The organism is Myxococcales bacterium, assembly GCA_012517325.1.
Taxonomy (GTDB): domain Bacteria; phylum Lernaellota; class Lernaellaia; order Lernaellales; family Lernaellaceae; genus JAAYVF01.
Genome location: JAAYVF010000048.1, coordinates 20,353 through 44,860, shown reverse-complemented (window position 1 = coordinate 44,860; position 24,508 = coordinate 20,353). Strand labels below are relative to the sequence as shown.

The following is a 24,508-nucleotide window of genomic DNA, read 5'->3' as shown; positions in this document are numbered from 1 at the left end:
TTATTCCCCGGCGCGATAGGCCTGCAAATAGGCGTCCAGGCGTTCGTCGAAGCGGTCTTGGGGCGCATATCCCAATTCCTGTTTCGCGCGTTCGACGGAAACATCGTTGTCGTAGCACATCAGGGTGACGCCCATTTTGGAGATCAGCGGCGGCTTTTTGGCGCCGGCGGTTTTCCAGAGAAATTCGGAGGCGACGGCCGCCGTCTTGGCGAACGAGGCCGGGATGCACAGCCGCGGCTCGCGATAACCCAAGCGACCGCAAAGCGCCCGCACCAGATCGCGCCAGGTGCGCCGGTCGTCGTCGTCGATGTTGTAGGCGCGGCCGTGGGAAACGTCCCGGGCGAGAATGAGGCGGGTCAACTCCATGATGTTGTCCACGTGCGCCAGGCCGAGCAATTTGTAGCCGTCGCCGAGGAACATCATCAGGCCCTTGGCCAGGGCGTCGATGATTTTCGGCAGGAACTGGCGGTCGCGCGGCCCCCAGATCATTCCCGGCCGGATGGCCGTCGCGACGATCCGGCCCGCTTCGTGCGCCGCGAAAACCAGGCGCTCGGCCTCGATCTTGCTGTCGCCGTAGGGCTGGCCGGTCAGTCGGGACGGCGTGTCCTCCGTCGTGGCGATGTGGTCGGCGGTGCCGTCGCCGTATACCGAATTGGAACTGATGTGAATGAAACGGCGCGGTTTGCCCGAGACGCAGGCGTCCAGGACGTTTTGCGTCCCGGTCACGTTGGGACGAAAATAATCGTCATGCGAACCCCATTCGCCGACGAACGCGGCCGCGTGCAGGACGGCGTCGGCGTCGCGGATCGCCGCACGGACCGAGACGGGGTCCAGCAGATCGCCTTGGACGATCCGGCACGTTTGCAGCGGGCCGATCAACTTGCCGGGATCGCGGACCAGCAAGGTGAGCTGATGGCCGTCCACCGCCAGGCCTTGCGCCAAATGCGACCCTAAAAATCCGGTAGCGCCGGTGAGCGCGATGTTCATGGGGGCGACTCCCTTTCCGTCGGGCGAAAAATTTTACTGGGCGGCAAAAAAGGCTTCGAAAGGCGCGTCGAACCGTTTGCCGTCATATCCGGGCCGGCCGTCCTGCGCGAGGAACAGGTGCAACCGCCGCGTTTGCGGTTCGAAAACCACGGTGTGCAAGGTGATCCAAGGCCCCATGAAAAGCGAGGGTTGATAGCCGACGGCGGCCATGATGTCCCGCGCCTCGTCGACCTCGACATTGCCGTCCGCTTTGGCCTTGGGCAGCATCCATTTGATCGTCAGGTAGCGGCCCGAACTGTAAAGCTGCGGAATTTCCGTCTTGCGCTTCAAATAGTGATTCACGTTGATCAGCGTATTGGTGTAGTCGAGCCGCTGGTCGCGGAAGCGGTTGCGCGGCAGGCGCGGATTGTCGGCGGGGCGCCGATAGGTGACGTAGCCGTCGCGGTGGCGGCCGTTGCCGTCGTATTCGAAAACGCCGGCGACGTCGTCGTCCGCGCGGCCGGGGGCGGGAAAGCAGAGGTGGTACAGGTATTGCCCCATTTGCGGCGCGTCGCGGAGTGGCGGCAGTGCCGCGGCGGGCGTGCTGGCGGGGCGGAGGCTTTCGATCACCCGGCGCAAGGCGAGGGTGCCGGGAACGAAACCGGCGTCGTCGGTCGGCGGGTAGCCGTTGAGCGAGACGTGAATCATCGCGCTGGCGCCGTATTCGTTCATGCCGCTGATGCAGCCGAGATCGCCGGCCATGGTGACGTTCACCCAGTGCGGGCCGTAATCCGGCGCGTAGGCAATGACGACCTGGCGGTCCATGGCGACGTTGCCGGGATCGATCAGCCAATCGAAATTGCGCGCCAGCAGGGTCGAGCCATCGGCGCGGCCTTTCCCCCAGACGCTGAAGCTCGAGCAGGAAACCAGGCCGGCCAACCAGTCACCCATGGTGTTCATGCCCTTGAGGTCGTCGAGCCCGACCGCGTGCGGCGCTTTTCCGGGCGGGGCGATGAGCAGCTTTTCCGGCGGCAACGCGGCGCGCAAGCCGGCCAGCATGCCTTCCAGTTCCGGCCCGTACTCGCCCCAGGCGAATTGTTTTTGCTTGACCAGCAGCTCGTCATAATCGAGGCCGAAATAATCGACGACGAAAAATCCGTATACGGTAATCATGTCCATGATTTCCCGGGCGAGCAGATAGCCGTGGTTGTAGCCCATTTCGTAATGGCTACCGCTGAGTTGCAGCACTCGGACGCCGTCGAGGTAGAACAGCCGGGCCTTGCCGTCCGGGGAAACGGCGGCGTGGTGGCCTTCGTCGGCCGCTCCCGCGGCGGCGAGCCAAAGCAATACGATCAAAACGGAAAACCGAAGAACTCTTTTCACGGCTGCGCTCCCGAGCGGGTTGCTGATCGCGGTCGGATATTTAGTCGCATTGCGGCGGATGCTTGTCAACGCGGTCGCGGCTTTATTTCCCGGCCGGATGGTAGCGATAGCCTTGTCCGCGAACCGAACGCAAATATCTCGGCTTGGCGGGTTCCGGTTCGACGATCTTACGCACCCGCATCACGAAGGTGTCGACGGTGCGCGTCGCCGTGTCGGCTTCATAGCCCCAGACGCTGGACAGCAATTCCTCGCGGCTGATCAGGCGGTCGGGGTGGGCGGCGAAGTGCCGCATCAGGTCGCACTCGATCCGGGTCAGAACGTGGGTTTTGCCACGCACGACGGCTTCCAGGGTCGCCGGGTGGATTTCGGCCTGGCCGAACGAAAAAACGGTCGCGGGCGGCGGCATCCACTGGGCGCGGCGCAACAGCGCGGCCACACGCAGCAACAATTCCTTCAACACGAACGGTTTGACGAGGTAATCGTCGACGCCGCACTCCAGCCCGGCGATCCGATCCTCGTCGGCGGCCAGCGCGGTAAGCATCAGAATCGGCACGTTGGCGTCTTCCCGCCGGACGCGCCGGGCGACCTCGAACCCGTCGATGCCCGGCAGCATAACGTCCAGAACGATCAATTGGCAGGGCGTCGACCGCCAGGCCGCCAACGCTTCCTCGCCGGTGGCCGCCCATTCGACCTCGTAACCCTGCGCCTGGAAGTTGACGACGAGCGCCTTGGCGATGTGCGCCTCGTCCTCGACGAGCAGAATTTTCATGGCCGTTCTCTCCGCTTCGGGGCGAAACGCGGCAACCACACCCGGAAGGTGGAACCGCGTCCCGGTCCCTCGCTCAACACGTCCACCTTGCCCCGGTGAAGGGTCACGATGCCCTTGACCAGAAACAGGCCCAGGCCGCTGCCGCGCCGCGCGACGCCGGGCGCGGTCGCGCCGCGATAAAACAGTTTGAAAATCTTTCGCCGTTCCTTGGGGTCGACGCCGATTCCCCGGTCGCGCACCTGCAACAACACCCATTTGCCCGAGATTTGCACCGAAAGAGTGATCGTCGTGCCGGGCGGCGAATAACGCTCGGCATTGTCGATCAGGTTGTCCAGCACCGTTTGCAACAACTCGCGATCCGCCCAGACAACGCTCGGCTGAGTCTCGCCCAGCTCCAGCACGTGCCCGCCGCCGTTCGGCGCGGCAATGCGCTTTTCACGGTATTGCGCGACCAGCCGATCCAGATCGACCGCCTCCGGCCGCATCGGCAAACGCCGCCGTTCGAGGCGCGAGGCGTCGAGAATGATCGCGATCTGTTGCGAGAGGCGATCGGTGTCCTGCAGCATGTTGTCGATGAACTCGTCGCGCTGCTCTTCCTTCAGCGACCGGTCGCGCAGGGTTTCCAGCGTCAGGCGGATGGAGGTGATGGGCGTGCGCAACTCGTGACTGACGAACGAAAGAAAGTTGCGCATCTGGCGGTTGATGAGAAACTGGCGCATCAGCCAGATGATGATCGCCAGTGTGCCGGAGAAGATCAGCGCCAGCAGCCCGATGCCCACGACCAGCGACGCCCAGGACACCAGATCCTGGACGCGTACGCCGGTCGAACTGGCCAGCATCGACAATTGCCGGTAGCGGCGCACGAAGAAATAAATCCAGAGCACCAGCGTCAGCGTCCAGGCGCTTTGCACCACCACGATCAGGCTGATCGGATGAATCAGAAATCGCCACACCCGGGCCGGAAAACGATTCATCGAAGGCTCCGTTTTGCGATGACAAAAGCATACCCGACTCCGGGATCGCCCGCCACGCCTGGCCGAACTTTTACAATACTTTGACCGACGGTTTGCCGACTTTCCTTGATAATCCCGGCCGGTGCAGGCAACCGCAAAGAAATGGGAAAGGATTTATCATGCATTCTTTGCCGAAAATTTTGCTGACTTCCGTTTTCGGCCCCTTCGGCGTCGACGATGCATACGGTCGCAAGGAAAACGTTGTCGAGCTGTTCCACAATCAGGTCACCCGCGAACAAGGGCTCTTCTCGCTGCGTTTTCATCATCAAAGCTTCGGCCTTTATCTGATCGCTGAAAACATCCAGGCCGAAACCACGATCCTTGATTTCCCGAGCGAGCGCCGGTTCATCCGGGAAATCCGCCGGGGCGGGTACGACTACATCGGTGTTTCGTTCATCGTTCCCAATTTCACCAAGGCCAAGCGCCTGGGCGAGTTGATCCGCCGGCACGCGCCGGCCGCGAAAATCATCTTGGGCGGGCACGGCACCAGCATTCCCGGCATCGAAACGATGATCGAACACGATCACATCTGCCGCGGCGAGGGCGTTCGTTTCATGCGGAAACTGCTCGGCGAGGACCCGGAGCGGCCGATCGTTCATCCGCTCGTGGACGCCTCGTTCAACAAGCATCTGATGGGCATTCCCCTGAGGCCGGATGGCGTCGTGCTCATGCCGGGCGTCGGTTGCGTCAACGCCTGCCGTTTTTGCGCCACCAGCCACTTCTTTCAGCGGGAGTACACGCCGTTTCTGAAAACCGGGCTGGACATCTACCGGGTTTGCGAACGCGCCGAACGCGAGCGCGGCTGCACCGACTTTTTCGTGATGGACGAAAACTTTCTCAAGCATCGCGAGCGCGCCGTGGAACTGCTGGCCGAAATGGAGCGGCACGGCAAACACTACACCTTCTCGATTTTCAGTTCGGCTGAAACGATTCAGGAAGTCGGCGTCGATTTCATGCAGCGCCTCGGCGTCACGTTTCTTTGGCTGGGAATGGAAGGCCGGCACAGCGGTTACGAGAAAAACCTGAGCGTCGATTTCCCGCGCCTCGTCCGCGACCTGCGCAACGCCGGCATCGTCGTGCTGGGCTCGGTCATTCTCTTCGCCGAAAACCACACCAAGGAAACGATCCATCGCGACATCGACTTCGCCATCGAAGCCGGCCCCGATTTCATCCAGTTCATGCAGCTCGGGCCGCTACCGGGCACTGCGCTCTACCAGGGCATGAAGGAAAAAGGCTGGCTGCGCGAGGATCTGCCCTACGAGGAATGGCACGGCCAGCATCAGATCTGGTTCCGCCATCCGAATTTTACGGCCGAGGAATCCGCGGAATACCTGCGTGCCGCCTTCCGCCGCGCCTGGGACGAATTAGGCTGCTCGGTGTTGCGGACGATCGAAACCAATCTGCTGGGCTTCCTGGCGACGCGCGGCACCGCCGATCCGCGCTTGGCGGCGCGGCATCGCTACTTCGACAAAACCTGCCGCGATTATTATCCGGCGCTGCACGTCATTCGCCGCCGGGCGCACAACCGCTTCGAGCGTGATTACGCCGCGCGGGTCATCGCCCGCTTCGACGAAACGTTCGGCCCGGCGACGGCCAAACAAAAAGCGTTGATCGCCGGCGCGCAAACCCTGGCGGCCGTGGAGGCCGTGCGCATCCGCCTGATCGGCAACCTGCGGCAGCCGCAAACGCTGGTGACGAAGGTCCGGCCGAACACCGTGGGAAAAGCCTGGAGCCCGAGCCTGGCGCCGGCCCTGGTTCCCGCGCCGAAGTCCGCTCCCGTTTCGGGGTAACGCGGCTTCGCAGTTCAAGCCGATTTAGGGAATTTCGATTTCGGTCAGTCCGCGGGCCGAAGCGGCGAGCAACCGCTTGGGTTGCGGAAACAGCGCCAGATTCCGCAGATGATTGCCGACGAAATAGCGCCGTTCGACTTGCAGCGAAAAGCGGTCGAGTGCCAGGATTTCGCCGGTAAAGTAGTTGCCGAGATACATTCGATCGCTCTCCGGATCGGCGATGACAAAGCGGATGCCGGGCCGGAACCGGAACTGCCGCCGGATGCGATGATCCGCCAGGGAGATTTCCGCCAGCTTTCCCGAATAGATGCCGGCCGCCCAAAGCGTTTGCAAGTCGGGTGTCGGGTTCAACTGCAAAACGAAGTCGGCGAAGCGGATTTCATCGAGCAGCGCGTACGTGCTCAGTTGGTAGAATTGAATCAAGCCGCCCCAGGCGGTCGTGACCAACAGGTCGTTTTGCGGAAAGACCGCGAAATCGACGATGTATCCCTTCAGGTCCACCGTCTCGGTCTGCCACGTCGCGAGATGGTAGACGAAGAGGCGCGGCGAATTGTCCGAGGAAATGTAAACCGCGTCGGTCGACGGCAAATAGCGCAGTTGCGTGGTGCGGGTCATCCGTTTGATGTTGATGGCGTGCAACTCTTTCAGCGAATCCTGATCGAAGATGTGCAGCACCAGCGTGTCCTGCGGATTGCGCCAGTTGCCGGCGTAAACGCGGCGCCGCGCGCAATCCAGGCCGATGAAATCGCCGATCGGTTCCATCGGAGGCGTCGCGACTTTTTTCGGCTCGAGCCGGACCAGATTGTTGGGCACGCCGCGCGTACCGACCAGTACGCGCCCCTGGCAATCGGGCAGGCCGAAGCGGATCTCGCGGCCGAGCAGTGCGGCGAAGGGATCGCGGCGGTCGGTCGTGTCGTAAACCGTCCGCACGTGCTCCTGACTGGCGACGTCGTTTGGCCAGCGACGGGGAGCGCCCAGGCTGAACGGCACGATGACGGTGCCCACTAAAAGCACGAGCAGCCACAACAACCAACGCGGACCGCGCGGATACCAAGCCGGCCGGTATTTCCAGACGACGAACAACAGAACCGCCGCCGCCGGCAAGCCGAGCAGAATGAGGTGCCAGACGTTGGCGCCGGCGATGAAGAAAAGCAGCAGCAATCCGGCGGCAAGCGGCCGGCGACGCCGGGTGAACGACTCGAGAAAAAAAACGACGAGCAGCGCGCCGAGCAGCAGGCCCGTTTTCCAGGGCGAGAGCGCGACGGCCAGATAGATCATGGTCAGCCAGGATGCCAGAGCGGCCGGCCAAAAAAGAAAGCGGATGACGCGGCTGATGGTTCGGCCGATTTTCAGGCGGTCGAGAATCACCCGGCTGATGAGCAGGACGATCACCGCGCCGAACAATTGCACCGTCTGCCAGAAATACCCCAGAACGGTCAGATACCAGCCGGTGAAGAAAATACCGCCCCAGAGCGGCAAGCCGAGAAAAAAAATCAGCCAGCGTGGCAGGGAATTGTTCATTGTTGGGGGATTCGTTTCCGGCATTGCGGGGCAAGCTATAACCCAGGCGGATCGCGGTGTCAACGAATTAGACCGCGGAACGAACGAGGGTGTTGACAAACCGGTCCGATCGCTCCATTTTGCGCTGGCTGCCGCCGCGAAATTTTCTAACCAGGAAAGGAACCGGCCATCGAATCCACCGACACGAAAAAGTTTCCTTGGACGCGCGAACAGACTCATCAATACGCCAAGAAAATGACCTCGCTTGCGCCCGTCCGGGGGCATCACCTGCAGCGGGCCTTGGTGTGGCTGTTGATCAAGGTCGCGTGCGGACTTTCCTGGAAAAACGTGGAGGGCCTCGGCGCCGCGCTCGGCTCGCTGATGTACCGGCTGCGCATTCGAAAAAGCGTGGCAATGACCAATCTGGACATCGTTTTCGGCGATCGCAAGACCCGCGCGGAGAAAGAGGCGATCTACAAGGCGTCGCTGATCAACCTGTGCCGTCACCTGCTCAACTATCCACGTCTGGCGCGAATGGATGATGCCTTCTGGCGGGAATCCTTCCCGATCGAAAACGAGGAACTGCTGCGCGACGCCTACAACCGGGGAAAAGGCGTCATTTTCACTGGCGGCCACATCGGCGAATGGGAAATCGCCACCGGCCGGATCGGCATGGCGGGCTATCCGATTTCGATCGTCGCCAAGCGAATGCACAACCCGGTGGTGGAAAACCTCATCGTCGAATCGCGGCTGGCGATGAACCTCGGCACCGTCGCGCACCGCGATTCCATGCAGCGCGTGATGGAAGGGTTGCGCAACGGCGAGGGCGTCACCATGGCCGTCGACCAGAACATGAAGCGCAGCCAGGGCGTTTTCGTCAATTGGCTGGGGCATGTGGCGTCGACCGTTCGTTCCAATGCCTGGGTGGTCAAACAGACCGGCGCTCCGGTGATTGTTGGTTATGCCTATCGCATCGGCACCGGCCGCTTCAAGCTGGTGATCACCGAGGAAGTGCCGTGGGAGCCGCACCCGGAAGATCCGGAAAGGGAATTGCTCATCAATACGCAAAACCAGGTCCGGGCGGTCGAGAAAGTCATTTACGAACATCCCGAAATCTGGCACTGGATCCATCGACGTTATAAAACCCAACCCGAAGGCGCCCCCAATCCTTACGCCGAGTAGGGCGAAGTCATGTTCCGCCAATAAAATAAAAAGTCCATCAGGCTGGATTGTTGCGGAATTCGTCATTAATTTTCCCTTATGTTGATCCGGGTTAAACAAAAAAATTACAAAACAGGAAATTAATGCTTGCATATATATGGATTTAGCTATATATTCTAAACGCTATCATGCGGCTCTTGAAAAGATGGGCGAAAGGAAAAAGAAATGAGCGCCGAATTTGAAAAACAATTTGCCGAGTTAAAACAACAAGTTGATGCGATGCGGCCGGGGCCGGACAACAAGCTTTCGATGATCGTTTTTTCCGGCGACCTCGACAAACTACTGGCCGCCATGATCATCTCGACCGGCGCGGTGGCCATGGGCATGAAGGTTGTGCTTTTCTTCACTTTTTGGGGTACCGCGGCGCTACGCAAGCCCGAGTTCAACCCCAAAGGCAAGGATTTCATGTCGAAAATGTTCGGGTGGATGCTGCCGAAAGGGCGGAATAAGACCACGCTTTCCAAAATGAATATGGCCGGCATGGGAACCGCGATGATGAAAGACCTGATGAAGAAGAAGAACGCCCCCTCGCTCGACCAACTCTTCGACATTGCCGGCCAGTTGGGCGTGCAAATCAAGGTATGCGAAATGTCGATGGACCTGATGGGCTTCACCCACGAGGAAATCATCGACTATCCGAATATCGAATTTTGCGGCGTGGCCACCTTTCTGGCCGAGGCCAAGGATTCCAGCATTCAACTTTTCATCTAACGAAGGAGTAAACAATGGCGGATTACACGGTCACGAAGGTGTTGGATTTCAAAGGTCTGCCGTGCCCGATGCCGGTAGTGAAAATCAGCCAGGAAATCAAGTCGGTTGCAGTCGGCCAGGTCGTCGAGGTGCACACCACCGATCCGGGTTCGCTTTCCGATTTCCCGGCTTGGGCCAAGACTTCGGGCAACGAAGTGGTCGGCACCGAGCAGGGCGGCGGGTTGATTAAAATTTTCGTCAAACGCCTGAAGTAAAGCGGGACGGACCGGCCATGACCGATAAAATCTTCTATTTCGTCATGGTGCCGATGGTGTACCTGGCCTTCGCCTGGTGCATCATCGGCGTTCTGGTGAAAATTGTCGGCATCTGGCGATCGCCCAAGCCGACCCACACTTTGAAAATATTTCCCGAAAAATCGTCCCCCACATTGGTCGGCACGATCGAAGCGTTTACCTTGCCGACCGTGCGCCGTTACCAGCCGTTGCTGTGGATGTTTCTGGGACTGTTTCACCTGGGTATTCTCGGTTTGATCCTCAGCCACCTGGATCTGCTGCCGCAAATCAATCTTCTCGCCCCCGAATCGAAGCACATGCTCGGCAACGGCGCGATCGGGGTGATCGTGACGGTGTCGGTCGTCTATTTCCTGTTTCGCCGTTTCCGGACGCCGGTGCGGGAAATCTCGGTGCCGGCCGACTACCTCATGCTGTTTCTGCTGTTCCTGATTTTCATCACCGGCGACACGATCAGTTGGGCCAATTCCTGGAATGGCGCCGACGGGTTCGTGCTGACCAAGCAGGATTTCGGCAAATACCTCGACAGCCTGGTGCGCTTCACTTTCGCCAACCCGCGCGAATTCCTGATGGGTTCGCATTACGTGGTCATCGCGGTGCACGTCCTGCTGGCCAACCTGTTTTTGCTGCTGCTGCCGTTCAGCAAAATCATGCATACGTTCTTCGCCGTGCCGTTGAACTGGCTCCGGAGGGTCTGATCATGGAAGAAACCAACAAACAGGAACTGATCAAAACCCTGGCCGCGCGCCTCAATCGCGCGGTGCGGATGTACCTGGACAACTGCACCCGCTGCGGCGTGTGCATCGAATCCTGCCATGCCTACGCGTCCATGCCCGACATCAAGTATTCGCCGGTGGGCCGGGCCCAGAATATCCGCCGCCTGTACGAAAAATACTTCAAAGGCATGGGGAAAATCGCGCCCTGGCTGAGCGAAGCGGTCGAATTCTCCGACGACTGCATGCAGAAGGTCTATGACACCGCTTACACCTGCACGGGCTGCCGGCGCTGCGTGACCTACTGCCCGTTCGGCATCGACACCCAGCAGATTCAGTCGATCGCCAAGCAACTGCTGATTGTCGCCGATCAGGAACCGAAGATTCTCTCGATGTTGGCCGATATGTCGGTCGCCAAAGGCGAAAATATCGAGGCGACGAAGGATTCGTTCGCGACGGCCGTTCATAACCTCGAGGCGGAAGTGTTGGAACGGTGGCGTAGTGAAGCCGGGCAAGAGGCGATTCCGCTCGACGTCCAGGACGCCAACGTGCTCTATGTGGCGCTGGCCGGGAAGCATTCGATCATTCCCGCGGCCGCCATCATGAACGCCGCCGGTGAAAAGTGGTCGTTATCGTATTATGAGGCGGTGAATTTCGGCGCGTTCGTCGGCAACCCGGCCAAGACCAAGCAGATCGCCGATCGCATCATCGAGGAAGCCAAACGGCTGCGTATCAAGGAAGTGGCAATCTGCGAATGCGGCACCGCGTACCGGGTGATGAAGTACATGACCGGCGAGCATTCGTTCAAGGTCATCTCCTTCGTTGAGTTGATCGCCCGGTATTTGAAAGAAGGCCGGATCAAGCTGGACAAAAGCAAGATCAAAGGCAAGTTGACCTATCACGATCCCTGCCAGTTGGCGCGCAACGGCGGTGTCTATGAGGATCCGCGCTACATCCTTTCGCAACTGACAAACGATTTCGTCGAGATGACGCCCAATCGCCAGGACAACTGGTGTTGCGGCGGCGGCGGCGGATTGGTCGCGATGGGCGAAAAGGACTTCCGGATGAAATCGGCCAAGGTGAAAGCCGAGCAGTTCCAGGCCACCGGCGCGTCGGTGCTGGCCACGGCCTGCGAAAACTGCCATACTCAGCTTACCGATCTGGCGGAGCATTATCAGACCGGAGTCCAGGTATATTTTCTCTCCGACCTCGTGTCGCAGGCTTTGGTCCAGAAGTAAGAAGCTCGGGTCGGAGATCCCTCGACCGGCTTTCCGCCGGCGAGGGATTTTTTTATCACCGCACCTGAACCCGAACGAGCGAGGCGGAACGATGAACGACTTGGTGATTCGACGCGCGGAAAACGGCGATCTGCCGCGCCTGGTGGCGCACAACCTGGCGATGGCCGAGGAAACCGAGGGCAAGATCTTGGACGCCGCGCGCGTGTCCGACGGAACGCGGGCGGTATTGGGGGACGAGCGTAAGGGCTTTTACCTGTTGGCGAGGCGCGGCGACGCGGTGATCGGCCAACTGATGATCACCTACGAATGGAGCGACTGGCGCAACGGCGTTTTTTGGTGGATTCAATCGGTCTATGTCGTTCCCGCGGAACGCCGGCAGGGAGTCTATCGGGCTTTGTATGCGCACGTTTCCGCCATGGCCCGGAAGACCGAGAATGTTTGCGGGGTCCGGCTTTATGTCGAAAAAGAAAATCGTTCCGCGCAAGAAACCTACCGGGCGCTCGGTATGAACCGGACGGATTATCTGCTTTTTGAAGTAGATTATGTTCTCGGCGAAAGCGACAAATTGTAAATCATGAACGGGCTTTGCCGCTCGTCGAACGGCGAACGGTTGTAATCGCCCCAGCGGTCCAGAACGCGAAAGCCCGCCGCCGCGGCCATCCGCTCGAAATCGCCGGCGCCAAGCAGACGGAAATGAATCGGAATTTCCTGCTCGGCGACGATCCCGCCGTTCGGCAAGATTTCCTGGTAGTGCTGCGCCCCGGTCACCAGCCCGGTCGGTGAATCGAATTTCCAGGCGCCGGAGACCCGCACCTTGTTTTCCCCCGCCAACTGAAAAACCCCCAGTTCTTTCCATCGACCGTCGAGTTGCGGTCCGCGCACGATGGGGTTTTGCAGCGAGAGAGTGAAAACGCCGCCGGGCAGCAGATGGCGGGCGATCCCGTGCAGGGTCGCGGCTTGCGCCTCCGCATCGCTGATTTCGGCGAACGAATGAAAGCCGATGAAGATCCAGGCGTACTTTTCATTCAGGTTCAGCGACCGCGCGTCGGCTTCGATCACCGGCGCGGTCAGGTTGCGTTGTCGCAATTTATGTGAAAGCACCGCCAGCATCGGTGCGGAATAGTCCGCGCAGGCCAGCGAAAGGCCGGATTGCAGGATGGCGAGGGAGATCCGGCCGGTCCCGCACATCAGCTCGAGGCGCGGTTCCGGATGACGGCGCGCTTCCGCGGCCCAGAACGGCAGATCGAAATCGGCGGTCACATACGCATCGTACCAGTGGGCGACCCGGTCGAAATTAATGGATTTGACGAGATTCGACATGACAAAAACCCTGATGAATGTTCGAAGCAATTTAACGTTTCCGCGTACCGGGCACAATTGGATTTCGCTCGGGTAGGGAAAACAAGAAACGTGATTGCCATCCAATGGCTGCGAGTCCGATGTGAGGTACACATTATTTTTCTGATCGCGATGATTTATTTTTCTTCCATTCCCTTTGGGGAAACGGGTTCCGGCACACGATTGCCGATGGCCGGAATCGTTTTCAGGTAGGCGAAAATCGCTTTCAGATCGCTGTCGGTCAGATTCTGCATGGGCACGACGGGCATCGGCGGCAACAGAGGCCTCCCTTTACCCATCACTCGACCCTCGCGAATCGTGTCGAGAAAATTCTTTTCGGTCCAAGCGCCCATGCCGGTATCCTTGTCGAGGGTCAGGTTGGCGGTGAAACTGACGCCCCACGGACCGGCCCAAGCGGTGTTGGTGGCCGAAACGACGGTCATCCACGGTCCTTCCGGAAGTTTCGGCACCGGCGGCATGACCAGATTCGCCGGGTGGCCCGCCAGATTGAGCGCCAGGTCCGGCACCGGGCCGTTCGGCCCCATTTTGAAGGGAGTGTGGCAATCGCCGCAGCCGCCGCTTTTCACGAGATAGGCGCCGCGCGCGACGTTTGCCGCCGGGGGTTTGGCCGCGGCCAGCAACGAAATGCCGGCCAGCAGGACCAGGATCAGGCTTCCCAACGAAACCACTTTTCGCCGTCTTGTATTCATGACTTTATCCTCGCGTGGTTAATAGCCAATCGTGATTCACCCGTTTGGCGCATCGCTTTTTTCTTGGGGCAAGTCCTCCAATGTCCAGCGACGAATCAGCTTCGCCGCGTCGGTATCGACCAACTTGGTTCCTAACGGCGGCATCTGCCGGTATGGATTTCGCGTCTCCATGCGAAAGAGAAGCGCGCTGCCGTCAGGATCTCCCGGAAGGATCAGATAGGAATCCGTTGCCCGGTTCGGCAAGCGATAATGTCCGGCAGGGCGGTTGACGGTCGTGGTCACGGCCGGTTCTTCGGCGGTTGCCATCCGGGTCAGGTGTCGCAGTTGCATGTTGGCCGTGCCCAGATTGTTGTTTGGGTTGTGGCAATTGCCGCAATTGGCGTGCAAATAGCCCAGGACGGCCCGTTCGGTTGCCGTTCGCGCCTTGATTCGCGGTGGTTTCTCCCACCGGGAATTCGGCGCAGCGCGGAGGAAATTCCGCCGGATCAGAAAATCGAGATCGACCATCGTCGCCTGCATCGGTTCGGCATGAACGGCGTCGGGATCGCGATCGGCGGACAGTTGCAGGGCGCTGAAGCCCAAAATCTCCGTGCGTTTGCCGACGTGGCAGGCGCGGCAGTCCTTGACGCTGGGGATGTCGTGATAGACGCCCGGCAGGATTATGGCCGCGTTTTTCAAGCCTTCGGGCGGCGCGAGCGCGGCGATGTCTTCGTCGGTCGACCAAACGTAAGTCGCGAAATTCCAGCGGTCGCCGCCCAGCGCCTCAATCAAACGGGTTTCGACCCGTTTCCCATTGAATGAAAATTCCTTCCAGATTTTGGTGCCAGCTGGAAAATTCCAGACATCGGGATCCGAAGCGTCGATCGACTTTCCCGGCGGCAGATGGATCCAACGTTTTTTTACCGCACCGTCGGACCAGAGAGGATACTGCGGCGCATACGCGAGGTTTTGCGGATCGATGGTTTTCGCGGCAAAATCGGTATAAAGCCCCGTGTTTTGCAGGTACATCACGGGAACCGAATCCCCGAAAACAGTCGACTGCCGGGAATAGTGATAAATGACGGCCAAAACGCCGCCAAGCAAAGCGATCACAACGGCATATCGAAGGCGGCCGAGCCAACGCATTTCATCGTTCCTTTCCATCGTTTTCATCGGACCGCGGAGAAATCCAATTTTTCGGTTCTTGGGTGGAGGACGGTTTTCATTGTCCGGCCAGGAAGATATTCGAAAGCCAGGCGATTTAAAATCAGGAAAAACCTGATCGGTGAGGTCGAAAAACCCGAGATTTATCTTGCTAAATAGACGCCGGCGAATCTTCGGGCGATCGTTGCGACCCCAAATGGATCGGTTCTATAATATTCGGGATCGAAATCGGCGGACGGGCGCGTGGCACGAACCCAATTAAAAACCGAAGGAAAAAGCCAATGCCGCGGAATTGTTGGTGGTCAGCCGTTGTTTTCGTAAGCGTATTCTTCGTTTTCTTGTCGATTGCCGCGTGTGCCCATGACAGCGGCGATGATGACGATGATGCTTCCGACGACGACAATGACACGGCGGGAACGGATGACGACAACGACGCTGGTTCCGATGACGACGACGCCACGCCGCCGGACGATGACACGACTCCGCCGGACGACGATACCGGATCGGATGACGATACGGGCGACGATGACGACACGTTTGCCGATGATTACGTCGCCCCCTGGCCGCAAAGCAACGTGGTCGAGGACAACTACAACGAGACGCTCACGCCCGGTCCGCTGCGCCAAAAAGTCCAGGAATACGATCTCTGGCATTTGAACCATCACCAACCGTTTTACGGGGACACGGTCGGCGTCATTTTCGCCGATCCGGAGCGCACGACACCTTCCGAATACTACGATTGGGGCGATAGCTGCGAATGGACCGGGCTCTACCTCGGCAGCCAGGCGATGCGCTATCACGTCACCAAGGAAGCGCAGGCCAAGGCAAACGCCGTTCGCGTCGTCCAGGCGCTGGATGGAAATCTGCACATCACCGATACACCGGGATTCATCGCGCGCTACCGGGGCCAACAGGATCCGTTGATTTATCAGGGCGACGAATGGTGCGCGGCGAACGATCGGTGCCACCAGGTCGATTCAGGCCCTTACGCCGGCGATTTCTGGTGGGGCGAAACCAGCCGCGACATGTACAGCGGTTGGTTTTTCGGGATGTCCCTGGCCTACGATCTGATCGACGACGAAGATACGCGCGAAATGATCCGCGCGGACGTCAGCGAGGTGCTCAACACCTTGATGGACCACCATTGGATGATCCTCGACGAGGAAGGGCTGCCGACGGATGCCGGCCCGCAGGTTCTGCCGCCGTTTCAGATCTCGTGGCTGACGGTCGGCTATCACATCACCGGCGAGGAGCGGATCAAAACCGAATTGCAATCCTGGCTGCTGAATAAAAAGCGGACGATCCTGCGGATCGAGACGATTTCGTTCTTCAATCGTTACATGGAATATTTCGGCAACTGCCTGGCGCACGAAACCTGGTACAACCTGTTGCGGCTGGCCAAGGTCTACTTCAGTCCGGACGATTACGCGTTTCTGCTCGACATTTTCAACACCCAGGTGCACGGCTTCACGCGCCTGACGCACAATCCGTGGTTTACCGGCGTTTATATGGGGCAGGGCGGCTACGAGCCGAGCGCGGCGAAGGACGAATACCAGGTGCAAAGCGAGCAGGATCTCGGCGATTTCCCGGCCGCGCCGCACTTCCGTTACTACCTGGAGGCGAAGGATCCATCCACCTATACGCTGGATCCGGTCTCGGTGTTTTTGCACGATCTGGAAGACCAATTCCCGTTTTTGCGCGACCTCATCGGCAGCGTGGACTATCAGGCGCTCGATCCGTTCCCGGTGACGGGTTATTGCGCGGCGGATTTCATTTTTCAGTGGAGCCCGTTCGTCATCACCGCATGCGGGGAGGACAATCCGCAAAAGGTGGATCCGGGCGTCGATTTCATTTTGCCCTATTGGCTGGCCAGCTATCACGGGTTCATAACGAAAGATCAATGAATGGTGATTTTTCTTCAACTGCTCGGCTGGCTTTCGGCGTTCGCCTGCTTGTTTTTTCTCCCGGCGTTGTTTCTATTCCGGGCGTTTTCGACCGTCGCTCGCGTCGACAGTTCCCCGGCGGAAAAACTCGTTTTGTGGCTTGGCCTCGCGACGTTTTTCGTTCCGGCCGTCCTCTACCTCTCGGCCGCCGTGCTGTTTGTGCCGTTGACCTGGCCGCTGGCGCTTCTGATAGCCGCGGTCTGCATCGCGGGGAGCGGATGGTTGGCGCGGAAGACGCCCTGGGAACACCCCGGCACCTACTTCCGGCAATTGAAAAACGCCTGGCGTGACCATCCCTGGCTGTTTGGTGTGGCGCTCTTCTCGTTTTTCTACCAATTCCTGTTTTTCGACACGGTGATGGACTTTCATTTCACCTGCACCTATTTCCCCTGTTTGCTTCCCGGCGGACACGAGTTCGGATCGGCCATCGCCGGCATGCCCCCGTTCGGGCAAGCCGCCGGAGCGAACAACAGTCTGTACTATGCGGGGCATCAGCGGATGGGCGTGACGGCGGTTTTATCACCCGCCTTGGTGTTGTTCGGGATTCTGGGGTTGCGGATTCAATGGGGATTGATCATGGCGGCCGTCCCGCTGGCGGTCCACTCGTTGGCGACGCGCCTCGGCATGAATCGAAAAGCGGCGATGCTCGTTGCCTTGGTTGGCGCGCTGTTGCCATGCTTGTTGCTCGATCCCGATCAGAACCGGCTGAATTTGTCTTTGACGGGCGTAATCGCCCTGATGGTCTACGGGCAAACGCTGCATCCTCTGATGGTCGGTTTTTTCCTGGCGTTACTCGTCGGCGTGGAACCGCTGAACATTCTGGGGTTTCCAGCCTTGATCCCGCTTGGATATCTGATCCGCCGGAGTGAGACGACATTTGTTCGGCGTCTCGGCTGGTTGCCGGTCGGTTTGGCGATCGGCCTCGCGCCTTTTCTGCTGCGTTACCATTTGGCATTCGGCAGCGCGCTGACGCACGAGCATTTTTCGTACATTCCGGCGGTGACCTATCACTTTTTCGGGATTCCGTTTCGCTTTCCCGCTTTTCTAAACTGGCCGTTTCGGGAAACCTTGATTCGCTCCTACTACAATCCATTTCCCAACCTGACTTTGTTGCCGCTTTCGATCGAGCGGCATTTGGGTATTCCGCTGCTGGCATTTGTTTTGTTGGGGATCTATTCCTGGGTGCGCGCGCGCCGGTGGGCGCCTCTCGGGGCGGCGCTGCTTTTTTTCCTGCCGATCGCCGGTTTCCTGGCGGTCAACGAGGATTGGACCCAGCAGGACAAATGGTCGATCGTCGTCATGGCTTACCTGCCGTTGCTGGTATTAATGGGCCTGGGTTTTTCCTGGTTCTTTGAAAGCCGCGCCAGGTTTTTGCGTTGGCTGGGCGTGTTTTTTTCGATCGGGTTGCTGGTTGCCTGGCATTTTCTGTTGATTCGGCCGCTCGTTCCAGAAGACCCGCTCTATCGTTCCCTTTGGCAGCAAGATCACGAATTCATGCCGCCGGAGGAGCCCTTCTATTTATCCGCGCAACGCGACGATTTGCATTCGCCGAATTGGTTTCCCTGGGTTTTTGAAATGAAACTGCCGACCCCTTGGAATTTGCGGGCGCTGGGCAAGCAGATCGCCGACCGCTCGGTTTTCAATCGCACTCCTTCCATGTCCGAACTGTTGATGATGATGTTCGCCGGTCCGGCGATGCCGGCGGTTTTGCCGCAAGACGCGAACCAAACGGAAATGAGCCGACGATATATCGACGCTCCCGTTCTGGGATCGCTCAGTCTATCCGCTTCGCCGGCGACCGGTCTGACCCGGCATGAGGGGAAGTGGCGCCGAGACGCTTCCTGCTCTCCCGAACAGCTTCGGTTGGATCTGTACCCGTTCACGGGACCGTTTCCCATCCGCGTGCCCTGGCAGGAAGAGCCGATCGCCGTCTTTTCGTTCATCGACGAAACCAAGGGATTCGGCGCGTTGACCGTCCTGCGAACGGTTCGAAAAGCCGACCGGGCGCAGTTGTTCGCGTCGCCGCCGATCGAAAACCCGTGTCTGCTTATTCATCTGCCGGAAAAAAATGAATTGGTGTTGATCGATATCGTCAGTATGGAGCCGAACCGCAATTTCGCGTATCGCGTGATCTTCGATCCGGCCGACCGCAATGATGCCACCTTGGAATTTCAATATCCTTAAAAACGGCTCACCGGCACAAGTTTTCCGGATAGGTGATCGTGGCGTAGCCGGCTGGGGTGGCGGTCATGACGCGATTGCCGAAGACCGTCATCGGCCGCCCCATCGCGCCGAAATCGAGGTGAAAACGTTTTTCGGTATTCGGGATGCAGAGCGCCATCACGTCGCCGGTGATCCAATGGTTGATCACCACGGCGGAAACCTTCGGCAGATAGACCAGGTAATGATAGCCGGCCGGCACGTCGGCGATTCGCTGTGCTCCCGAACCGTCCAGCGCGACCCGGTACAAATCCGGGCGGGAATACACTTTGAAGAAAACGTGGTTTTCATCCTCGGGCGCGACGATTCCCCAGGAGCCGTAAAACGGGAACAAGGGCCGATAGTCCTCGAGATCCAGGTTGACGCTGAAGACCTCGCCTTGCCGGTTGTCGATTGTGTAGTAGGAAGAATAAGCGCTGACGATGCGGTTGCCGACAATGATGAGGTTGTTGGTGCCCGAAAACGCCGGATCGATTTGGTTGAAGCGCATCAACTCCCGGTCGATACTGCGGGTGGCCAGATTGATGCGGACCAGACCGCCCGGATTGATGATGCTGACGTAAATGGACTTTTGATCCGGCGACAAAACCAGGAAGGTCGGTTGGCCCCGCATCGGAATATCCTTGAGTGTCTCGCCGGTAAGCAGATCGGAAAACCGAACGAAGCGATCTTCATCGCTGCCGGTGATGACCACGCGCTCATCGCATAATTCAACCACCGCGCAGACGGATTCGTTCGGGTGGTTCTCGTCGGGCAGGACCAGGTCGACGGTCGAGCCGTCCGGATTCAAACGATAGGTCCGGACCATTTCACCCATATAGTATGAACCATACGTTTCGGGGCATTTCCCGGCAGAAAAAAAGCGCGCCCCTTGGCCGGCTTGCGGATTGCCGAAAGGCAACATCTCCACCTGAATGCCGGCCGGCGGATTTTTCGGTATGCGCGGGATGTATTGGGTATTCATGAAGCCGTGCCACTCGAAAATGATGATCGCGCAAATCGCGGCGAAAAGCGCCGCGACGACGGGCCGGGGGCGGAAGTGAATGATCGGGAAGGCGACCAACAGACCGGAGAAAAACGCCGGGTTGGCCCACAGGTTGTATTGTCCCAATCGCAGGATCGCGACGGCGCCGAGATAAAGCAACAAATCACGGCCGATCAGCGCCCAGGGATGCGACTCTTGATACGCCGGTAGTTTGGCGTATTTCTTTTCGATTTGATCGGCGCCAACGAAAAATACGGCAAGGGCGCCGGCGGTCAACAAAATCCGCCACCACGGATGCGGGGTGATCGAAGCGATGATTTCCGCCGTACGGACGATCATCGCGACGGCGGCGAGCAAATAAAAAGCGACGATGCCGCGGTACAATCGGCGATAACGTTCGCGGCTCCAGAGGGCAATGATCCCCAGTAAAATGACGATCGCGCCGGCCCACCAGCGGTAGCGAGTCAGGCCGAGGGGCGCCATCGGCAATCCCAGTCCGATCAACGCCGGAGCCAAACGAATGGTTTTCCAGACCTTCGCGATCATGGAGCCGGCTCCCGGTTTGCCAACAAGCGATTCACCGTGGGCAAAAGGGCGGCGGCCAGATGGCAGTGCCCGGTTTCGTTCAGGTGCATCGCATCGATGAAAAGCACATCATCGCGGAGCGAGAAGAAATCGGGGGAAAGATCGAGGAATTCGCATTTTTCCTCGGCAGCGATGTTTTTCATGGATCGGTAAAACCGGGTGATCGCGTGGGCGGACCGCCGGTACAGAACCTGGTCGGCGCAAAGTTCGCTGACCAACAGGACCTGCGCCCCCGAAACCTTGGCGTTCTCGATAAAGCGGCGTACCTTTTGTTCGAAAGCGGGTTGGTAATTCCGGTAATTTGCGGCGATGTAATCCGACGCGTCGTAACTGAACTTATAGAGGTCGAAGACGCGACCGCCGGCCAAGGTGGTCAGCAGGCTGCCATTGGAAAACATCGCATCGTTGAAGGTGGAATAGAGGATTACCAGGTCCGCGCGACCGGCGGTCGATTTTTCCGTTTCCAGAATGCCGGTCAGTGTGGCGCCGCCCGATGCCTTCACCTCGACGACGGCCGTGTCCGTCAGCCAACGCTGCAAAATGCCGCCGAATCTTTCCGCGGTCGGGTCGGCCAGACCTTCTCCCGCTGCCGTGGATGAGCCGTAAATGACGATCTTTTTTAAATTGGACGACTTTTCGGCGGCCTCCATGGTCGCCGGTTGAGAACATTGGACTTTCGGTTCGACCACGCGAATGAGGGATGTGGATCGGTTGGAAAGATAATCCGGCAAACCGAAAAAACAGGCGAATACCAATAAAACGATGCCGGTTTGGACCAGTTTTCGGAAGGCGATGCCGGGCGGAAGGGATTGGGAACGGCGCCGTATGAGGAACAGCCCCCAACCGATGAAGAGATAGAATACCGAGCCGGCAGATAACCCCAGAAAAACCAGAATCATGAAAATGGAGGGGCGAAGGAGATAGAGCGTGCATAACGCGGCGGCGGCGGTAAAGACCAGAAGGCTGATCTTTTTTCCGGTCGGCGCGGCCAGGAGAAGAAACGCGAATAAAAGCGCTGCCAAGGGCAGCAGCAGGATTTTTTTATATCGCCAAGGATCGGTTTTCATCTCCACCGGCGTCGACATTCCGGTTCCGTAGCGAATGATTCGCGAACCTTTCAGGCCGCCGACAATCAACCACTGGGCGGATGGGGTTGCAAACGGAACAACGCCCAGATTGGTTTGATCCAAATGCCAGTGCACCTGACGGCCGTCGAACCAGCCGCTGAGGCGATGGGGAATATCGCGGGAAAGCGTCGGCAGCGAAAGGGGAGAAACAAACGCGACGCGATCGCCGGTAAAACGGATCAGTGCCGATGGGATTTCCGGAATGACGCTGGCGCGCAGCGCTGTTTTATTCCCTTGGCCGTCGCTCAATTGCAAAAGAATGTAATCCCCGATCTCGACTTCCATCCTGAAACCGCGATTGGCTTCAACCGGGTCGAGGATCGCGTATTCGTTGAACGGCCAGGTTTCAAGCGCGCCTTTCGCCGCCGGATTTTCCGCAAAATGAGGAATGCCGAGAATCCCGCCCTTGTCCGGCCGTAAAACCAAATCCGGATAAAGCGGCAGGAACCCGAGCAGTAAAAATGCCCATAAAACGGAGGTCGATCCCAGAAAAACGAACAACGCGATCCGGGGGAGTGTCGTGTTATTTTGAATGAAATTCGAGACGTTTATCACTTGCCGACTCCTGAAGGAAGTCAGTTTATGCATTTGGTTTTGGTCCTGCAAGCATTTTAAAATTTGGTGGTCGGCCGGCGGAAATGTTGGTGGGAAATAGTGATTCATTGCCAAGAACTTGAAATGAGTGTGCGGATGGACCAGAATGAGCGCGCTTGGTTGTCGGCGTCGAAGCGAGTCGGTTTTACCGGCCATTTTTTGATTGTGAGGAGCCGAAAATCCGCATGCGTTTTGCAAATTCCCGCTCTTCACGATCGCGCTTCGGACGAAAGTTGTTGGCGATCCTGTCGCTTTGCCTTGCCGCGTTTTTTTTGTTTTTCCTGATCCTTTGGGGGAATCCTCTTTACTGGCCCTATAAAGTGACCGAATGGGCTTCCTGGGCGCTTTTAAAAGGCCCGGTCCGAGTCTGGTGGGGGCCATTGGTGCGGACGGCGCACGTCTATAAAAACGCGGCCTACATCGGTCTGGGCACTGAAATGGGAGTGCTGGATATCCACGATCCGGCGCACCCGAAACTGCTGGAAAAGCAGTACATCGGCGGCATTGCCCATGGTTTTTGCCAATCAGGAACGACCATGTTTTTGGCGGCCGGTCCGTCCGGATTGACCTCATTCGATGTTTCGGATCCCTTGCATCCGCGAAAATTGGATCGATTTTCCAATATGGGCTATGGGATGCACTGCGCGCTGGAAAAGGATTTGCTCCTTTTTTCTAATGAAATGGCCGGCTGGACTTTGCTGGATGTGAGCGACCCCGCCGACCTGAAACCGCTGACTTCCGTAGATGGAGGGTGGGTCAGCGCCGCCAAGATTGTCGGTACCGTTGCGTATATTCTGGACGGCCGGCGCGGATTGGACGTGTACGATATCGCCGACCCGAAGTCGCCGCACCGGATCGGTAACTTGCCGGTTCAGTTGCCGGAAGAAATCTACGAGCCGGACCCACCGCCGATCTGGATGGAGATCCGCGACAATTTTGCCTATCTCAGCAACGGCTCCGATGGGTTGAGAATCGTCGACGTTACCGACCCGAAAACTCCGCGCCCGGTAAGCCATGTACCGTTGCCGGGCTACACCTATACAGTCGCGTTGCGGGGCGATCAAGCCTGGCTGGCCAATATCAATCTGGGTTTGGTCATCGTCGATATCACCGAGCCCCGACACCCGACTGTTTTGAAAACCTGCGCCACGCCCGGCGGCGCCTACGACATCATTTTTCGCGAGAACATCGGTTTCGTTTCCGATGGGGCGAACGGTTTCCTGATTTTCGATGCCGCGGCGGCCGATTCTCCCCAGACGCTCGGCTACTATCAGGTGCCGCCGGCTTCGCGCCGGGTAACCGTCGCGGGAAAGATCCTGGCGGTGGCCAATGAAAGCGCCGGGTTCAGTTTGTACGATATTTCAACGCCCGGCTCGCCCAAGTTTCTGTCGGCGACCGATACCAAGGGACTGACCGCCCGCGTCGCCATTCGGGGAAATCGGGCGATCATCGCCGACGTGTTGGGCGGTGCCTCCGTATTTGATATCGGTGACCCGACCGCGCCGCGGCCGCTGGGCATTTTCATTCCCGAGGATCATCCGTGGGATATCGCGATTGACGGCGATTACGGCTATCTGGCTTACGGTCATCATGGCTTCGGGGTTCTGGACCTTCGACCGGACATACCCAAGCATCTGGCCAACGAATACAGCCGCTTGGGCAGCGATTTCGGCTACCTGATCAGCGTGGCCAAGGAAGGGCCGATCGCGGTCGCCGCCGATCTCGTCAACGGCCTTTTCATCTACGATGTCGGCGACCCCGCCAGGCCGATCCGCAAAGCGGTTTTCCCGCCACCGAGTAACCCGCTGTTCTTTTTCCTGCGCCACGGCACGATTTTACGCCCGGTGATCGGCGTCGCGCTCCACGATTCGCGCGCGTATCTCGCCGCCGCCAATCGCGGTTTGACGGTCGTAAATTACCGTGACCCCGGCAAACCTTTTCAGGAAGCGAGCTACTCCACCGAAGGATCCGCTTATGGAGTGGCTTTCACCGAAGATAAACAACGGCTTGGCCTGGCGGAATACGAAGGCAAACTTTCCCTCCTGGATGTCGCCGAATTGTCGAAAATCAAGGCCATCCGATCCTGGCAATTGGATGGAGAACTTCATCATCTGCAGATCGCCGGCGATTATGCCTACATCGCGGCCGGTTCGCGCGGTGTCGCGGTGGTCGATCTCTCTGGCGATCGCGTGACCTACCTGCCGATCGTCACACCGACATTTCAGGCTTTGGCCTGCGAACCATGATTTTGTCCGAGCCGTTGAGATAA

General features: G+C 58.7%; 20 protein-coding genes. 10 read left to right on the top strand and 10 right to left on the bottom strand.

Annotated elements, in window-relative coordinates; genetic code table 11:
• From GX444_09045 to GX444_09030, 4 genes are all read right to left on the bottom strand, one after another.
• Positions 1–987 (bottom strand): NAD(P)-dependent oxidoreductase, encoded by a 987-nt coding sequence (locus GX444_09045; protein ID NLH48737.1) that lies wholly within the window; start codon positions 985–987, stop codon positions 1–3.
• Between the two features lie 33 nt (positions 988–1,020).
• Positions 1,021–2,349: a hypothetical protein gene (locus GX444_09040; GenBank protein ID NLH48736.1), complete on the bottom strand. Its 1,329-nt coding sequence runs from the start codon at positions 2,347–2,349 to the stop codon at positions 1,021–1,023.
• An 82-nt stretch (positions 2,350–2,431) separates the two neighbouring features.
• A complete protein-coding gene (locus tag GX444_09035) occupies positions 2,432–3,118 on the bottom strand; it encodes a response regulator transcription factor (protein ID NLH48735.1) in 687 nt (228 codons plus the stop codon).
• The gene (locus tag GX444_09030) at positions 3,115–4,092 is read right to left on the bottom strand and encodes a HAMP domain-containing histidine kinase (protein ID NLH48734.1); all 978 of its coding nucleotides are present in this window, start codon (positions 4,090–4,092) and stop codon (positions 3,115–3,117) included. The genes GX444_09035 and GX444_09030 overlap by 4 nt, the downstream gene beginning before the upstream one ends.
• Positions 4,093–4,250: 158 nt before the next feature.
• On the opposite strand from GX444_09030, the gene GX444_09025 reads away from it, so the two are divergent.
• Positions 4,251–5,921 (top strand): radical SAM protein, encoded by a 1,671-nt coding sequence (locus GX444_09025; protein NLH48733.1) that lies wholly within the window; start codon positions 4,251–4,253, stop codon positions 5,919–5,921.
• A gap of 24 nt (positions 5,922–5,945) precedes the next feature.
• Here GX444_09025 and GX444_09020 read toward each other — a convergent pair whose 3' ends face one another.
• On the bottom strand, positions 5,946–7,442 hold the full coding sequence (locus tag GX444_09020) for a hypothetical protein (GenBank protein ID NLH48732.1): 1,497 nt from the start codon (positions 7,440–7,442) through the stop codon (positions 5,946–5,948).
• 234 nt (positions 7,443–7,676) lie between these two features.
• Here GX444_09020 and GX444_09015 point away from each other — a divergent pair, with 234 nt between their 5' ends.
• The 6 genes from GX444_09015 to GX444_08990 all read left to right on the top strand — a co-directional run bounded on the left by GX444_09015 (position 7,677) and on the right by GX444_08990 (position 12,165).
• The gene (locus GX444_09015) at positions 7,677–8,603 is read left to right on the top strand and encodes a lysophospholipid acyltransferase family protein (protein ID NLH48731.1); all 927 of its coding nucleotides are present in this window, start codon (positions 7,677–7,679) and stop codon (positions 8,601–8,603) included.
• A 258-nt stretch (positions 8,604–8,861) separates the two neighbouring features.
• Positions 8,862–9,353, top strand: coding sequence for an NADH dehydrogenase FAD-containing subunit (locus GX444_09010; protein ID NLH48730.1), 492 nt, complete (start codon positions 8,862–8,864; stop codon positions 9,351–9,353).
• A gap of 14 nt (positions 9,354–9,367) precedes the next feature.
• A complete protein-coding gene (locus GX444_09005; GenBank protein NLH48729.1) occupies positions 9,368–9,607 on the top strand; it encodes a sulfurtransferase TusA family protein in 240 nt (79 codons plus the stop codon).
• Positions 9,608–9,624: 17 nt separating this feature from the next.
• The gene (locus GX444_09000) at positions 9,625–10,341 is read left to right on the top strand and encodes a respiratory nitrate reductase subunit gamma (protein ID NLH48728.1); all 717 of its coding nucleotides are present in this window, start codon (positions 9,625–9,627) and stop codon (positions 10,339–10,341) included.
• A gap of 2 nt (positions 10,342–10,343) precedes the next feature.
• Entirely contained in the window at positions 10,344–11,594 is a 1,251-nt protein-coding gene (locus GX444_08995; protein ID NLH48727.1) for a (Fe-S)-binding protein, read from the top strand.
• 91 nt (positions 11,595–11,685) lie between these two features.
• Positions 11,686–12,165, top strand: coding sequence for a GNAT family N-acetyltransferase (locus tag GX444_08990; GenBank protein NLH48726.1), 480 nt, complete (start codon positions 11,686–11,688; stop codon positions 12,163–12,165).
• Here the strand turns inward: GX444_08990 and GX444_08985 are convergent.
• The 3 genes from GX444_08985 to GX444_08975 all read right to left on the bottom strand — a co-directional run bounded on the left by GX444_08985 (position 12,135) and on the right by GX444_08975 (position 14,767).
• Positions 12,135–12,914: a class I SAM-dependent methyltransferase gene (locus GX444_08985; GenBank protein ID NLH48725.1), complete on the bottom strand. Its 780-nt coding sequence runs from the start codon at positions 12,912–12,914 to the stop codon at positions 12,135–12,137. The genes GX444_08990 and GX444_08985 overlap by 31 nt on opposite strands.
• Before the next feature lie 155 nt (positions 12,915–13,069).
• A complete protein-coding gene (locus tag GX444_08980) occupies positions 13,070–13,642 on the bottom strand; it encodes a c-type cytochrome (protein ID NLH48724.1) in 573 nt (190 codons plus the stop codon).
• Between the two features lie 36 nt (positions 13,643–13,678).
• A complete protein-coding gene (locus GX444_08975; GenBank protein ID NLH48723.1) occupies positions 13,679–14,767 on the bottom strand; it encodes a hypothetical protein in 1,089 nt (362 codons plus the stop codon).
• Between the two features lie 299 nt (positions 14,768–15,066).
• Between GX444_08975 and GX444_08970 the strand changes: the two genes are divergently transcribed.
• Positions 15,067–16,689 carry a hypothetical protein gene (locus GX444_08970; protein NLH48722.1) on the top strand — a complete coding sequence of 541 codons (1,623 nt, stop codon included), beginning with the start codon at positions 15,067–15,069 and terminating at the stop codon, positions 16,687–16,689.
• The gene (locus GX444_08965) at positions 16,690–18,912 is read left to right on the top strand and encodes a hypothetical protein (protein ID NLH48721.1); all 2,223 of its coding nucleotides are present in this window, start codon (positions 16,690–16,692) and stop codon (positions 18,910–18,912) included. It abuts the gene before it with no gap.
• Positions 18,913–18,919: 7 nt separating this feature from the next.
• On the opposite strand, the gene GX444_08960 is transcribed toward GX444_08965, so the two are convergent.
• Together GX444_08960 and GX444_08955 are read right to left on the bottom strand one after the other, a co-directional pair.
• Complete coding sequence (locus tag GX444_08960) at positions 18,920–20,479, bottom strand: hypothetical protein (GenBank protein ID NLH48720.1); 1,560 nt, start codon at positions 20,477–20,479, stop codon at positions 18,920–18,922.
• On the bottom strand, positions 20,476–22,452 hold the full coding sequence (locus GX444_08955) for a hypothetical protein (GenBank protein ID NLH48719.1): 1,977 nt from the start codon (positions 22,450–22,452) through the stop codon (positions 20,476–20,478). The genes GX444_08960 and GX444_08955 overlap by 4 nt, the downstream gene beginning before the upstream one ends.
• A gap of 170 nt (positions 22,453–22,622) precedes the next feature.
• Here GX444_08955 and GX444_08950 point away from each other — a divergent pair, with 170 nt between their 5' ends.
• On the top strand, positions 22,623–24,485 hold the full coding sequence (locus tag GX444_08950; GenBank protein ID NLH48718.1) for a hypothetical protein: 1,863 nt from the start codon (positions 22,623–22,625) through the stop codon (positions 24,483–24,485).
• Positions 24,486–24,508: the final 23 nt, after the last annotated feature.

Excerpts from the sequence above, each read along its gene's own strand:
- GX444_09045 (NLH48737.1), bottom strand. The coding sequence starts at position 987 with ATGAACATCGCGCTCACCGGCGCTACCGGATTTTTAGGGTCGCATTTG.
- GX444_09035 (NLH48735.1), bottom strand. The coding sequence starts at position 3,118 with ATGAAAATTCTGCTCGTCGAGGACGAGGCGCACATCGCCAAGGCGCTC.
- GX444_09030 (NLH48734.1), bottom strand. The coding sequence starts at position 4,092 with ATGAATCGTTTTCCGGCCCGGGTGTGGCGATTTCTGATTCATCCGATC.
- GX444_09025 (NLH48733.1), top strand. The coding sequence starts at position 4,251 with ATGCATTCTTTGCCGAAAATTTTGCTGACTTCCGTTTTCGGCCCCTTC.
- GX444_09020 (NLH48732.1), bottom strand. The coding sequence starts at position 7,442 with ATGAACAATTCCCTGCCACGCTGGCTGATTTTTTTTCTCGGCTTGCCG.
- GX444_09015 (NLH48731.1), top strand. The coding sequence starts at position 7,677 with ATGACCTCGCTTGCGCCCGTCCGGGGGCATCACCTGCAGCGGGCCTTG.
- GX444_09010 (NLH48730.1), top strand. The coding sequence starts at position 8,862 with ATGCGGCCGGGGCCGGACAACAAGCTTTCGATGATCGTTTTTTCCGGC.
- GX444_09005 (NLH48729.1), top strand. The coding sequence starts at position 9,368 with ATGGCGGATTACACGGTCACGAAGGTGTTGGATTTCAAAGGTCTGCCG.
- GX444_09000 (NLH48728.1), top strand. The coding sequence starts at position 9,625 with ATGACCGATAAAATCTTCTATTTCGTCATGGTGCCGATGGTGTACCTG.
- GX444_08995 (NLH48727.1), top strand. The coding sequence starts at position 10,344 with ATGGAAGAAACCAACAAACAGGAACTGATCAAAACCCTGGCCGCGCGC.
- GX444_08990 (NLH48726.1), top strand. The coding sequence starts at position 11,686 with ATGAACGACTTGGTGATTCGACGCGCGGAAAACGGCGATCTGCCGCGC.
- GX444_08985 (NLH48725.1), bottom strand. The coding sequence starts at position 12,914 with ATGTCGAATCTCGTCAAATCCATTAATTTCGACCGGGTCGCCCACTGG.
- GX444_08980 (NLH48724.1), bottom strand. The coding sequence starts at position 13,642 with ATGAATACAAGACGGCGAAAAGTGGTTTCGTTGGGAAGCCTGATCCTG.
- GX444_08975 (NLH48723.1), bottom strand. The coding sequence starts at position 14,767 with ATGCGTTGGCTCGGCCGCCTTCGATATGCCGTTGTGATCGCTTTGCTT.
- GX444_08970 (NLH48722.1), top strand. The coding sequence starts at position 15,067 with ATGCCGCGGAATTGTTGGTGGTCAGCCGTTGTTTTCGTAAGCGTATTC.
- GX444_08965 (NLH48721.1), top strand. The coding sequence starts at position 16,690 with ATGGTGATTTTTCTTCAACTGCTCGGCTGGCTTTCGGCGTTCGCCTGC.
- GX444_08960 (NLH48720.1), bottom strand. The coding sequence starts at position 20,479 with ATGATCGCGAAGGTCTGGAAAACCATTCGTTTGGCTCCGGCGTTGATC.